14 protein-coding genes are annotated in these 12514 nt (G+C 58.7%); 9 read left to right on the forward strand and 5 right to left on the reverse strand.

Annotation, left to right across the window (positions count from 1 at the left end; genetic code table 11):
* Positions 1-380: 380 nt before the first annotated feature.
* A complete protein-coding gene (locus D6877_RS05665) occupies positions 381-743 on the forward strand; it encodes a hypothetical protein (RefSeq protein ID WP_130910128.1) in 363 nt (120 codons plus the stop codon).
* Positions 744-1242: 499 nt separating this feature from the next.
* Here D6877_RS05665 and D6877_RS05675 read toward each other — a convergent pair whose 3' ends face one another.
* Both D6877_RS05675 and D6877_RS05680 read right to left on the reverse strand, forming a co-directional pair.
* On the reverse strand, positions 1243-2379 hold the full coding sequence (locus D6877_RS05675) for a nickel/cobalt efflux protein RcnA (RefSeq protein ID WP_130910129.1): 1137 nt from the start codon (positions 2377-2379) through the stop codon (positions 1243-1245).
* A 7-nt stretch (positions 2380-2386) separates the two neighbouring features.
* The gene (locus D6877_RS05680) at positions 2387-2680 is read right to left on the reverse strand and encodes a metal-sensing transcriptional repressor (protein WP_130903043.1); all 294 of its coding nucleotides are present in this window, start codon (positions 2678-2680) and stop codon (positions 2387-2389) included.
* Positions 2681-2786: 106 nt separating this feature from the next.
* Here D6877_RS05680 and D6877_RS05685 point away from each other — a divergent pair, with 106 nt between their 5' ends.
* Genes D6877_RS05685 through D6877_RS05695 form a run of 3 tightly spaced genes read left to right on the forward strand, consistent with a single transcriptional unit; the run spans position 2787 to position 4615 of the window.
* Positions 2787-3146: a hypothetical protein gene (locus D6877_RS05685; RefSeq protein ID WP_130903042.1), complete on the forward strand. Its 360-nt coding sequence runs from the start codon at positions 2787-2789 to the stop codon at positions 3144-3146.
* Between the two features lie 47 nt (positions 3147-3193).
* Positions 3194-3931, forward strand: coding sequence for a HupE/UreJ family protein (locus D6877_RS05690; protein ID WP_130910130.1), 738 nt, complete (start codon positions 3194-3196; stop codon positions 3929-3931).
* Between the two features lie 12 nt (positions 3932-3943).
* The gene (locus tag D6877_RS05695; RefSeq protein ID WP_130910131.1) at positions 3944-4615 is read left to right on the forward strand and encodes a transmembrane anchor protein; all 672 of its coding nucleotides are present in this window, start codon (positions 3944-3946) and stop codon (positions 4613-4615) included.
* A gap of 70 nt (positions 4616-4685) precedes the next feature.
* Here D6877_RS05695 and D6877_RS05700 read toward each other — a convergent pair whose 3' ends face one another.
* On the reverse strand, positions 4686-5660 hold the full coding sequence (locus tag D6877_RS05700) for an AraC family transcriptional regulator (protein WP_241662855.1): 975 nt from the start codon (positions 5658-5660) through the stop codon (positions 4686-4688).
* A 191-nt stretch (positions 5661-5851) separates the two neighbouring features.
* Between D6877_RS05700 and D6877_RS05705 the strand changes: the two genes are divergently transcribed.
* A complete protein-coding gene (locus D6877_RS05705; protein ID WP_130910132.1) occupies positions 5852-6364 on the forward strand; it encodes a nuclear transport factor 2 family protein in 513 nt (170 codons plus the stop codon).
* Between the two features lie 516 nt (positions 6365-6880).
* On the opposite strand, the gene D6877_RS05715 is transcribed toward D6877_RS05705, so the two are convergent.
* Positions 6881-7192 carry a hypothetical protein gene (locus D6877_RS05715; RefSeq protein WP_130910133.1) on the reverse strand — a complete coding sequence of 104 codons (312 nt, stop codon included), beginning with the start codon at positions 7190-7192 and terminating at the stop codon, positions 6881-6883.
* A gap of 262 nt (positions 7193-7454) precedes the next feature.
* Between D6877_RS05715 and D6877_RS05720 the strand changes: the two genes are divergently transcribed.
* Positions 7455-8351, forward strand: a complete 897-nt coding sequence (locus D6877_RS05720) for a serine hydrolase domain-containing protein (RefSeq protein ID WP_130910150.1) — start codon at positions 7455-7457, stop codon at positions 8349-8351.
* Here D6877_RS05720 and D6877_RS05725 read toward each other — a convergent pair.
* The gene (locus D6877_RS05725; RefSeq protein ID WP_130910134.1) at positions 8325-9257 is read right to left on the reverse strand and encodes a LysR family transcriptional regulator; all 933 of its coding nucleotides are present in this window, start codon (positions 9255-9257) and stop codon (positions 8325-8327) included. The two genes, D6877_RS05720 and D6877_RS05725, sit on opposite strands and share 27 nt — an antisense overlap.
* 145 nt (positions 9258-9402) lie before the next feature.
* On the opposite strand from D6877_RS05725, the gene D6877_RS05730 reads away from it, so the two are divergent.
* The 3 genes from D6877_RS05730 to D6877_RS05740 all read left to right on the forward strand — a co-directional run bounded on the left by D6877_RS05730 (position 9403) and on the right by D6877_RS05740 (position 12444).
* Complete coding sequence (locus D6877_RS05730) at positions 9403-10449, forward strand: SDR family oxidoreductase (protein WP_130910135.1); 1047 nt, start codon at positions 9403-9405, stop codon at positions 10447-10449.
* 57 nt (positions 10450-10506) lie between these two features.
* Positions 10507-11817 (forward strand): MFS transporter, encoded by a 1311-nt coding sequence (locus D6877_RS05735; RefSeq protein ID WP_130910136.1) that lies wholly within the window; start codon positions 10507-10509, stop codon positions 11815-11817.
* An 84-nt stretch (positions 11818-11901) separates the two neighbouring features.
* Complete coding sequence (locus tag D6877_RS05740; RefSeq protein WP_130910137.1) at positions 11902-12444, forward strand: AAA family ATPase; 543 nt, start codon at positions 11902-11904, stop codon at positions 12442-12444.
* Positions 12445-12514 lie beyond the last annotated feature (70 nt).

The raw sequence follows: 12514 nt of genomic DNA on the forward strand, positions 1-12514 counted from the left end.
CAACACAAAACCTCAGCCAAAACCAATTCCCTAAACACCTCGTTTAAAACCGATATCCAGACTGCTCCAGCAAACTACAACGCCTTGCGCCATTGCCTACGACTACGCCAGAATCCGCCGGCTTGTGCGCCTCGGGCCGGGGTTCTATCGTTGGCCGGTCACTGAAAAACAGTGATCGGGTTTGGTAGCCCGCTTTCCACATGGCGCATAACGTCATCCTATGCAGATGCTTTCGCATCGGTTTTATGGTGGCCATGCGCAGGGCGTTTTCGAGCGCGCCGGTTTTTCCATGTGGGCCGGTCTACCAACCTTCGTATGGCCACCACCCTTCGTTTGGTAGCGAGAGTGATGGCTCCCTTGGTCACATATGGAGCTTCACCATGTTCAAAGTCACGCCCAACCCGCCACAGTCAGACGCAACCTCCCCCTACGAATCCCTCGACTCAAAAAAACTCCACAAAGCCGCCGACCGCGCCCTCGACCACTACCTCAAACCCACCGACACCCTCAATACCACGCCCTACCAGACCAGCAGCATGTTCCTCGCCAACCCGAAAATCGCCACCGAAGAACTGCTGGTCAACGCCAGCGAATCGCTGGGCTCGGCCTCGGTGATGTTGAGTGATGTGATCGGGATGGTTGAAGGATCTGCGCGCAAGACACTGCAAGGTATTGCGCAGGTAGTGATGCTCGGCGAGCTGGCGGTCAATCAGGCGTTGGATAATGTCGTGCCGGTGGAGTAAACGAAAATGCCCTGTTACCGGTGAGGTGCAGAGTTTCAAATACAAGCGATGAAGGTCGGGCGTGCGCTTATGTCCCGCCCCCCACCGCGCTCATCACAAGAGCCCAGCCTTGCGCTGGGCTCTTGCCGTTTAGTGGCAGTGGTAGTCGTTGGTCTTGTGGTTGCGATGGCAACCCTTCGAGTCAGTGCCACCGCTGTGCGCAAAGGCAGCAACGGATGTAATCGATAATAGTGCGGCAATCAGAATGGCGGACAGTTTCATCAGGGCTTGCTCCATGCTCGTGTTGTTATTCTTTGTGAGATGTCTCACGCGGAGCAGCGTATGGCCAGGTGCCTTCATTGAGCAAGCGACTTCTCCGAGGATTCGATCAAAGGTCGATTGCTTGCGATGGCTGGGTCACTGGGCGCGAACATCAGCCAAACGACGTCGTTTGTCGGGCTGGTTATGGTGGCAGGTGGCGGCACTGAGTGCCGCAACGAAAAGCACCAACACTCCCGCCTTATGCGCTCAGGCCAATCCAGCCATGAAAGCCGACATACAGGCCAACGCCAATGATCAGCACGCTGGACAGGTAAGGAGCGCGGCGCGCCACGGTTCCCAGCCACGGCCAGCGATTGGAAGCCTGTCTGGCACCGATGGCCGCAGCGGCACCGACAGTGACCAAAGTCAGCGCCAGGCCGATGCTGAAACACAGAACGAGCATGCCGCCGAGCGCGACTTCTTTCACTTGCAGGCACAGCAACAGGACAGTGATGGCAGCCGGACAGGGAATCAGGCCGCCAGTCAGCCCGAACATGACGATCTGACCCGTGGTCACTTCACGGTTGGTGAAGCGTTTACGGATGTCGTTGGCATGAGCACGTTCGTGCGCATCCTGATAGCCATCGATCGACAGCTCCAGGCCTTCCAGCTCGGAATGCGCATGCCCGTGATCATGCTCCTGGAACGTCAGATCGTAATCATGCGAATGCCCGGCATGTCCAAGGCTCAAGCGAGCGCTGAACTCGTGCGGCTCCGGAATATCGATCGTCGACTGCAGAAAACCTTCACGCTCGACGAACGCGAATGACTGGCTGCTGCCGTCCGGACGCGTCGTGGTCAGGCGAACATCCGAGGCTGCCCAGGCGTGTCCGCTCAGGGTCTTCAGGCGCCAGTGCGGTGGCATGCCCTCTTCGAAGATCGACAGTTCAACACGGCCATGACCGGTATCGATCTGGTGGGTCTCATCATGATGGCCATGCTCGTGCTCGTCGTGATGATGATCATCACCTTGCTCGAACTTGAACATCTGCTCACCGCGCCAGGTACGCCACAGCATCCACAACGCAATCGCGATGATCAGTGCAGAGGAAGCAAGCTGGAAATACGGCTCAGTGGTTTCAGCGTCCAGACCTTTGCCCAGGTACATGCCGCCGATGGCGACCAGCCACACCACGGCGGTGTGCGAAAGCGTTGCGGCCAACCCCAACAAAACAGCCTGTTTGACCGAGCCACGGATGGCCACGATGAAGGCCGCCATCATGGTTTTCGAATGACCGGGCTCCAGGCCATGCAAGGCACCGAGCAGAATCGCGCTCGGGAAATACAGCCAGGCGCGAGCCCCGCCTTGCTGCAACAGTTCAGCGAAATCGGGCATGTCAGACCTAAAGGTACTTGGTGATTTGTTTGAAAGCTTCCAGCGGTGCGCGCTCGCCATTGCCCAGGGCCGAAACGGTATCTTCGAGGCAGTGGTCGATGTGATCCTGGATGAGTGTTCGTTTGGCCTGGCAGATCGCTTTCTCGACCGCATGAAGCTGCTGGGCGATATCCACGCACTGACGCCCTTCTTCGATCATGGTGATGATGCCGCGCAAATGCCCGTCCGCCCGTTTGAGGCGTTTGATGATCGCCTCATGACTTTGGTGGGTGTGGGGATGGCTGTGTTCTTGCTCACTCATGACTTGAGGCCCGGGCTTCGATGAATTATGCTCGCATCCTATCCCCCCCAAGGGGATACGGTCAAACATGAGAAAGCCCCATTAAACAGGCCGAAAACCGAATCCCATGTTCAACAGGACACTGACAACGACGGTGGTAATCGCGCTTGCACTCGCCATGTTCATGGCTTGGGCCGGGCATACCTATTCGTTGTCGGTGCCATCGCAACAGCCAGCGTGGGAGATCACTCAAGACGCCCATCACTCCCATGGCGAAGAGGTTTCATCCGGCCACTCAATTCTTTCAGAACACTATCACTCGCCACTGACTCCTGATCATCAGCACGAAACGCCGCAACTCACAGCCGCGTTGATGCTGGCGACCTCGCCAATGCCATCGATGCGCGTCGATGCACTTCGGCATGCTGTTCCTCCCCCGCCGATATTCCTGATCGAGCGCCCGCCACGTCCTTCGTTCGCATCCTGACCATGGCCGCCATGCGGCCCACGATCATTGCAACGTAGGATTAATTCATGCATTCGCACTCAATGAGCGGTGTTGGCGTATTCGCTGCGCCCGCGCATCGCCCGCTATTACTATTGTTTGTATTTTTAGCCGCGCTTTTTTTCGGTATGCCCGAAGCAATGGCGCATGCGGTCGCTGAAGGTGACAAGGGTTTCATTCAGGAAAGCACCGGCGTCATGTTGTTGCCGTTCATCTACATGGGCGCCAAACACATGATGACGGGATATGACCACCTGCTGTTTCTGTTCGGGGTGATCTTCTTCCTCTACCGCCTGAAAGACGTTGGCCTCTACGTCACGCTGTTCGCCGTAGGCCACTCGGTCACGTTGCTGCTGGGCGTGCTGACCGAGGTCAGCATCAGCTCTTACATCATCGACGCCATCATCGGTTTCTCGGTGGTTTACAAGGCACTCGATAACCTCGGCGCATTCCAGCGCTGGTTTGGTTTCCAGCCCAATACCAAAGTGGCCACGCTGATCTTCGGCTTGCTCCACGGTTTTGGTCTGGCGACCAAGATTCAGGAATACGAGATCTCACCAGACGGTCTGATTCCGAACCTGATCGCCTTCAACGTTGGTGTCGAGATCGGCCAATTGCTGGCCCTCAGCGCGATTCTGATTTTGATGGGGTATTGGCGGCGCACCGGCAGTTTCTGGCGCCACGCGTATACCGCCAACGTCGCCATGATGAGTGCCGGTTTCCTCTTGATCGGTTACCAGATCACCGGCCTGTTTGTCTCCGCCTAAGGAATTCTGACCATGTTCAATACTCCGCTTCCAACTGTTAACGAATTGCCAAGCACCCGCAAACTGCTGCGCTCGACCGTCATCGCGATACTGGTCGCCGCCGGCCTTTTGGTGACCGTTGTCATGCCGTCTGAATACGCCATTGATCCTACAGGTGTAGGCCGAACACTGGGGCTTACCCAGATGGGCGAGCTGAAAATCATCCTTGCTCAGGAAGCGCTGGCAGATGCCGCGCCGCCTCAAGCAGCCGCTCCAGCTCCGACTCCAACTCCAACTGCTGCTCCAGCTCCGGTGCAGCAAGTTGCGCAAGTCCAGCCCGTTCAGAAGCCTGTCGCTCAGCCAGTAACGGCACCCTCCCCGGCCCTGAAGTCCAATCAGATGAGCGTAACGCTCAAACCTGGCGAAGGGACGGAAATCAAACTGGAAATGCTGAAAGGCAAGACTGTCAGTTATGAATGGACAGCCACTGGCGGGCTGGTGAATTACGACACTCACGGCGAGCCCTACAACGGCGAAAAGGGTTACTTCCACAGCTACAACAAGGGCAAGCAGGTCAAAAGCAATAAAGGTGAATTCACCGCGTTATTTGACGGCACCCATGGCTGGTTCTGGCGTAACCGCAGCAACAAGGACGTGACCATCTCGCTGAATACGACCGGCGATTACCTGAGCGTCAAACAGTAGTCCGGAACACATTGAAAACGAGGCCGCAAATGCGGCCTCGTTTTTTTCTGCGCGACGAAAAGCGCTGGATTCAAATTCCACAAATGTCCGTGCGCAGCCGCCAGGCGTCTTTCGCCGGTGGCATGCCGAACAGACGGGCGTAGTCTCGGCTGAACTGCGAGGGACTTTCGTAACCGACTGCATATCCCGCCTCTGCGGCATCGACCGCTTCGGTGACCATCAGCCGACGTGCTTCCTGTAGCCGCAACTGGTTGCGAAATTCCAGCGGGCTCATCGAGGTGATCGCCTTGAAATGCGCATGAAAAGAAGAACGGCTCATGCCGGCGATATCGACAAGGTCTCCTATCCGACACGCTTCGTTGTAGTGGCTGCGCAGCCAGGCAATGGCCTTGGCAATCTGGTTCAAGCGGCTGTCTGCTTGTGCCATCTGCCTGATGATGCTGTTGCCGTTTTCGGTGAGAAGGCGATAAAGCATTTCGCGAATCACCAGCGGAGCGAGCGCTTCGATATCCCGTGGCCTGTCGAGCAGCCCGGCCAGCCGAACCGCAGCATCCAGCAGTTCTGGAGTCGTATCGTTGAGCGTAATGCCTGCCGGCGGTGCACTGACGCTCTCTTCTCTTAGCGGATGGCGCAGCGCAAGTTCACTCAATACAGCGGTATCGAGATCCAGCGCCAGGCACAGATAGGGAACAGCCTCACTCGCCTCGATGACCGAGCCCATCACCGGAAGGTCTACCGATGCAATCAGGTATTTGGCCGGATCGTAAACATAGGCGGTAGTGCCCAGCATCGCTTGTTTTCGTCCCTGAGCCACTAGGCAAAGTGTCGGCTCATACACCACCGGCATAGGCATCGTGGGCGAAGCCGAACGAATCAGGCTGACACCCGGAATCGCGGTGCTGTGAATGCCGTCATTCTGGGCGTGACGACCAATGATATCGACAAGCTTGGACAGGGAACTCAAACGCAACTCCATAACGAGGGCATGCGGCGGTTGAACAACTGGTATCGGATGATCAAGCAAGAAATCAGGACGATCCTGCAACAGCCCTCCTCCGCTCATAAGTCACACTTCAGATGAAGCCCAGAGGTACTGCCGGCCACACCCGCGCCGATTCTTTGCCAAAGCCCCATATAGAGCAACGGCGTGAGGGAACGCAACTAGCGGCTTACAGATAACAACAACGGCCCATCCAACTCGACGGGGCTCATCGAACAGATTAAGGAGCACAGGAAATGACGCTTGTTCAACGCCTCTCTACAGCGCTAGCACTGGTCTTCACCACACTCATTACAGGGCCGGCGCCCGCCATGGCCAGCGAACCAACTACGGAACGCAATCGCCAATTCATTGCGCAAGCGTTCAACCAGTGGGCTCAAGGCGGCCGGACGTTCTTCACAGATGTGCTGGCTCCCAATGTGATCTGGACAATCAAGGGGACCAGCCCTTCGGCGGGTACTTATCGCGGCCGAGATGACTTCCTGAAACGCGCAGTCCAACCCTTCGCAAAACGGCTCGCCTCGCCCGTTCGCCCGACGGTGACGGATATCTGGGCTGAAGGCGACGACGTCGTCGTGCACTGGGACGGCACCGCCACCGCAGCTGACGGCGCGCCTTATCGCAACAGCTACGTGTGGATCATGCGCATGCAAAATTTGCAGGCAGTCGAGGTCACTGCCTTTCTGGACCTGGTGCCTTATGACGACGTTATCAGGCGAATTCCGCTTGAAGCGGGAGATCTTGAATAGATAAGCCCGCCAGGATCGACTGGAGGATCTGCCCGGAACACGGTGCAAGATGATGCAGATAGAGATGTCACCGAATGTCGGCTTTCGGCCAATAGCTGCCTCTCATTTCAGCAGCAATGGGCAGGTGAAGACTGCATCTTATGACTGAGTACGGGTGCAATTCAGAGGGGGCATTTCTTCATTGAGAGCCGTAGTCGTTGCCATTCATTCCAGCAGTCCTCGGCGACTAAGTCCCGGAACCCACGTTCGTTCTCCATATCCAGGGCGACGTCGAATGGAACTGCAACACACGTCGCGTGATCACGAATTTTGAGTGCCTCGGACTCTGTAAGTGGGGAGCCTTTGTTCGTTTCGGCGCTTTGCAAAGCCACCGAAAGCGCCGGAATGAATACAACGCAAAGCTGTTCCGTCATCTGTTGCTTGCCTCAATTGTGCGAGAAGGCCGAAAGATTACGCTGGTCGCTTAATCACGGCTATTGGCCAGAAGCTGCCTCCCAGGCAGCGAACCGTGAATGGTCACTCGTCAAACAAGGTCCAGCCATGGCAAATGCCGGCAAAGTCTTTTGCCGTAAAAAATAATGTCAGTTCCTTTGGGTCAAATTCTTTGTAGAGCCAATGCCCAGGAATGGGGCCTCTCGTTATCGCGTATTCCAAGCGGTATTTTTGAACAGGTCCAATACCGAAGGAGCGTGAATTCAACTCAAACCTGTCACCTCTGTTGAGCGCCCATAGCTTTTCAACAAGGCAGTCATCAAGCACCACCTCTCCCGCTACCTCAACGAGATACTTTGAATGAAGTTTCTGTTGAAGCCTAACGCTTCTGGCCATGCATCAACCTACCTATGAACAGTCCGAGCATCGGCGCAATAATACTTGAACATGATGACGACCGCTTTGGGTTGGAAAAAAGTGCGTTGAGCGTCCGCTTTTGGCCGATTGCTGCCCGTCGCAATGCGCACCTTGCTGGCAGGCAATGCAAATGGATAACGGTGAAGATCCTGGAAAATCAAAAAACCCCGACAGCCCCATAACCCGTCCAGACAAGCTATCGTGTCGAGCCCTCGCTTCGTCAAAAACCCCAGGAAAGCCAATGCCCAGCTTACTTGTAATGAATGGCCAGGCTCACGAGTTCGACCGTCCAGCCCCCATAGCCCCATGGTGGAGCTTTACCAAAACAGTGTTGGCAGCGACCGCCCTTTCGTTGGTACGTGACGGTCTGATCGAACTGGACGAGCCAGTTCTCAACCAGCCTTTTACGCTGCGTCAGTTGCTGCGGCATGAGTCAGGCCTCGCCGATTATGGCGAGCTGGCTGAGTATCACGACGCCGTCGCTGGCAATGAGGACGCATGGCCGGTGATTGAAATGATGCAACGTCTTGAGGGTGCGCGACTTCGATACCGCCCTGGCACCGGATGGCGTTACTCGAATGTTGGTTACCTTTTCGTCGTGAGACTCATTGAACAGCTCACTGAGCTGACGCTTGAAGAGGCCATCCGCCGACGCGTTTTGACCCCCTTAGGCCTTTCTAGCGTTCGCTTTGCTAAAACGCGGGCCGATTTGAAGGAATGCCAAGGTGGAAATACGTTGAACTACGACCCCGCCTGGGTTTATCACGGCTTGCTGATTGGTCCCCTCTCCCAAGCAGCGTTATTGCTGGATCGACTCCTCGCCGGCCAACTCCTTCCCTCGACGTTGCTCCAGGCAATGCAGACAGCAAAACCCTTGGGCGGCCCGATTCCAGGACGCCCATGGATCGCTCCGGGGTACGGCCTTGGTTTGATGCAGGGTTCGATTGAGGGCGGATTGATCCTGAGCGGACACACAGGTTGCGGACCCGGCAGCGTCATTGCCGTTTACCGAGTCTGCGATGGCAACGCATCAGCCTGTTGCGCGGGTTTCGAGATGGGAGCCAATGAAGGTGCCGTTGAAGCCCACGTCGTCCAACGATTGGTGCAGGCCTTACGACACGGTGCTGACAACGCCTGAGTTCTCTGCCGGCTGCCCTTCCCCCCGCAAAAAATCCACAAACGCCCTCAGCGGCGAAGGCATGTGACGGCGGCCGTGGTAGTAAAGAAACGGACCGTCGAAGGCCTGCCACCAGTCCTCGAGAATCGGCACCAGTCGACCATCGGAGAGCGGCTCGCGTAGAAAATCCTCGAAGGTATAGACGATGCCCAGTCCATTGATGGCCGAGCGAATTTTCAGATCGTGCGACGACGTCAGCAGTTGCCCCTGAGGCGGGATACGCACGATACGGCCGTCTCGATGGAACTCGAATACGCCGACTTTGCCACTCTCGAACCGATGGCCAAGCAGGTCATGGCCCGGCAGTTCTTCGGGGTGAGTGGGCGTACCGCGTTCAGCCAGATAGCGCGGGGCGGCGGCTGCAACGAAGCGTTGGCGACGCGGGCCGATGGGCACGGCGATCATGTCCTTGGCCAGGCTCTCTTCATAGCGCACGCCGGCGTCATAGCCGCCAGCGTTGACGTCGACAAAGGCGTTGTCCATGACGACTTCGACACTGATCCCTGGATAAAGGCGCAGAAAACGCGCCAGCAGGTCGGGCAACAGAAAGCGTGCCACCGGCACTGGCACATTGAGTTTGAGCGTGCCGACCGGGCGCTGAGCGTCGTCGTCGAGATCGTTGAAAGCGGCGTCGATTTCTTGCAAGGCCGGGCGCAGGCGCTCGAGCAATCGCTCGCCGGCGGCCGTCGGCGTGACGCTGCGCGTGGTTCGGTTGAGCAGGCGCACGCCCAGGTCGCTTTCCAGCCGGCGCATGCAATCGCTCAGCGACGAGGCGGACAGCCCCCGCTTTTGCGCGGCAGCACGGAATCCCCCCGCCTCGACCACCGCAGCAAATATCGACACATCGGTAAGGTTGGGTTTACGCATGAATGCTTCCTCCGCAGGCGGCTGACTGTACGCCATAGCGTACGGGCCATCCACCAATGCCCGACTTATCCTCGAGCACTCGTACACCGATACTGCTCACTCGCCCCGCCGAGCGGGAACCTGTCACGCGAATGAGAATCCCCCGATGAGCCATTCACCCGCTACGCCGAGCAATACCGCGACCCAACGCCTTCTCAAGGCCACCCGAATGCTGTTCGCCATTTCCGCGATGGCCGGCACACTGGCTGCGCAGGCGACTTCCCGAACGGAGCCGAAGCCGGACTGGTCAACCCACGACATGCCCAGCCAGAAAGGCCGCATCGTGCTGGTGACCGGGGGAACCAGCGGCATGGGCTATGAAGACGCGCTGGCCCTGACGCGCGCCGGTGCCGAGGTGATCATCGCCGCACGCAACGCCGAGCGCGGCCGCGAGGCGATCGCCAACATCAAGCAAGCCGTGCCCGAGGCGCGCGTGCAATTCGAAACGCTGGACCTTGCCAATCTGCAATCGGTGCGCGACCTCGCCAACCGTCTGCAAGGGCGCCTGCCGAGGCTCGACGTGCTGATCAACAATGCCGCGATCATGTCGCCGCCTGTTCGAGGCGTTTCGGCCGATGGCTACGAGATGCAACTGGCGACCAATTATCTGGGGCATTTCGCCTTGACCGGCCTGCTGATGCCCCTGCTACGCAAAAGCGACGATGCTCGGGTGGTCAGCCTGTCGAGCATCGCCGCCGGGCGCGCAAGCCTGAACTTCGATGACCTGCAGGCTGAGCGCAGTTACGACCCTTTCGCCAGCTACAGCCAATCGAAACTGGCGGTTCTGAAGTGGAGTATTGAGCTGCAGCAGCGCAGCGATGCCGCCGGTTGGGGGATACGCAGCATCGCCGCGCACCCCGGCGTTGCCGTGACCGAGCTGATCGCTCGTGGGCCTGGCCTGGACAGTGAATTCGGCAAACAATGGGCGGTAGAGCGGGACCTGTATCATTCCGCAGCGCAGGGCGCGCTGCCCACGCTGTATGCGGCGACGGCGCTGGAGGCGGTTGGCGGCGCCTACTACGGCCCCACCGGTGATAACGAGAAGCGCGGGCCGCTGGGCTTCGCCAAGATGCCGCCGGCCGCTGCCGATCGCTCGAATTCGGCCACACTGTGGCAACTCTCCGAGCGACTGACCGGCGTCACCTACCGCTGACCGCCCGGCACGGGCAGGCCCCGTGCCGTTGCCCCGCCACTCCCACAGGAGCGCAACATGGATACGTCTCTTCTCGCCCACCGCGCCGGGGCCATCATCAATGCCGAGGCTCACGAGCTGCGCCCTGCGCTCAACGGTTTTCTGCTGTTCGTTTGCCTGTTCGCCGGCTATTTCATGCTCCGTCCGATCCGCGAATCGATGGGCATCACTGCCGGCGTAGAGAACTTGCAGTGGCTGTTCACCGCGACCTTCCTGGTCATGCTGGCGGCCGTTCCACTGTTCGCCTGGCTCAGCGCACGCGTGCCGCGCCTGCATTTCGTGGACTGGGTATACGGATTCTTCTGCACCAACCTGCTGTTGTTCGCCGTCTTGTTCCTCGGCGAGGAAAGCCCGTGGCTGGCGCGCGTGTTTTACGTGTGGATATCGGTCTACAACCTGTTTGTCGTATCGGTCGCCTGGAGCCTGATGGCCGATGTCTTCGACAGTGCCCAGGCCAAACGTCTGTTCGCGTTCATCGCGGCGGGCGCCAGCGTCGGCGGCCTGAGTGGCCCTGCGCTGAGCGCCTTGCTGATCGGTCCGCTGGGCGAGTCCGGCCTGATGCTGCTGGCCGCTGTTCTGCTGGCCGCTGCGATGTGGTTCAAGCGCCAGCTGATGCGCTGGCGTGAACGGGGTGGCGCAGGACGCCCCGATGCCGCGCCGAGCGAAAGCCCTCGCAGGCCGTTGCCGGGCAATCCGTTCAGCGGTATGACGGCCGTTTTGAAATCATCCTATCTGCTCGGCATCTGCGGCTTTGTGGTGCTGCTGGCGACAGTCTCCACCTTCCTTTACTTCGAGCAGGCACGCGTCGTCGCCGAACACTTCCCGGACCGCGAGGCGCAGGTGCGCGTGTTCGGCATCATCGACTTTGTCGTGCAGGCGGGCGCCCTGCTCTGTCAGCTGTTCATCACCGGACGCCTCGCCCAAAGGCTCGGTGTCGGCGTGCTGTTGGCCATGGTGCCGCTGGTCATGTGTGCGGGGTTTATCGGGCTGATCTTCGCCCCCGGCTTTGGCCTGATCGCCGCGCTGATGATCGTGCGCCGCATCGGTGAGTACGCCTTCGTGCGCCCAGGCCGAGAGATGCTGTTTGCCCCGCTCGATGCCGAAAGCAAGTACAAGGCGAAGAACTTCATCGACACCGTGGTCTACCGCGCCGGCGACGCCATCAGTGCCTGGGCGAAAAGCGCGCTGGACGCCCTCAGCCAAGGTGCAGGCATGGCAGCGCTGGTCGGCGCGTTGTGCGCACTGCTGTGGGGGCTGCTGGGATGGCGGCTCGGCGAGCGGGCGGACCGCCGAGCCAGTGTGTCGGCGGCGCGGCAAAACCCAGCGTAGCGTTCAATGGTCATTGACTGAGACAGGCATTGCCGTAGAATCGCCCGCCCAAAAAATCAGCTTGCAGAGCGAGAAGGAGCTTCGATGCAACGGGTGATGATTGTTGGTCAGCCTGGGTCTGGCAAAAGTACGTTGGCGCGCAAGCTGGGTGAGCGCACGGGGTTGCCGGTGGTGCATATCGACACGATCCATTGGCAGCCAGGCTGGATCGAGCGAAGCCCGGATGAGAAGACCCGACTTTGCCTGGAAGTCGAGGCGCGCGAGCGCTGGATATTCGAAGGTGGCCATTCAACCTCTTGGGAAAACCGCGTCGCACGAGCAGATTTGCTGATCTGGATCGATCGTTCGCCACCGCTTCGATTCTTGCGCGTCTTGCGTAGAACGCTGCTCAACCACGGTCAGTCTCGGCCCGACTTGCCGGAAAACTGCCCCGAACAGCTGGCGAACCTGCCGGAGTTTCTAAAGTTCATGTGGCGGACGAGAAAAACCTCGCGAGCCAAAATGCGCCAATTCGTGACAACGGCGCCATCGGCTTGCCGGGTGGTTTATCTGCGGTCGAATCGAGAGACGAGGATTTTTCTTGAAAGCATTGGCCATGCACAGGGCCAAACTTTGCAGACTGACTGACGGCTGACCGCTCCACCAGGGAACTGCCGCTGCCAGGCATCGTCCGAGCTTAAGCGTTTAAGCAAACTGC

This window comes from Pseudomonas sp. Sample_9 (genome assembly GCF_004307535.1).
Lineage (GTDB): Bacteria > Pseudomonadota > Gammaproteobacteria > Pseudomonadales > Pseudomonadaceae > Aquipseudomonas > Aquipseudomonas mercuritolerans.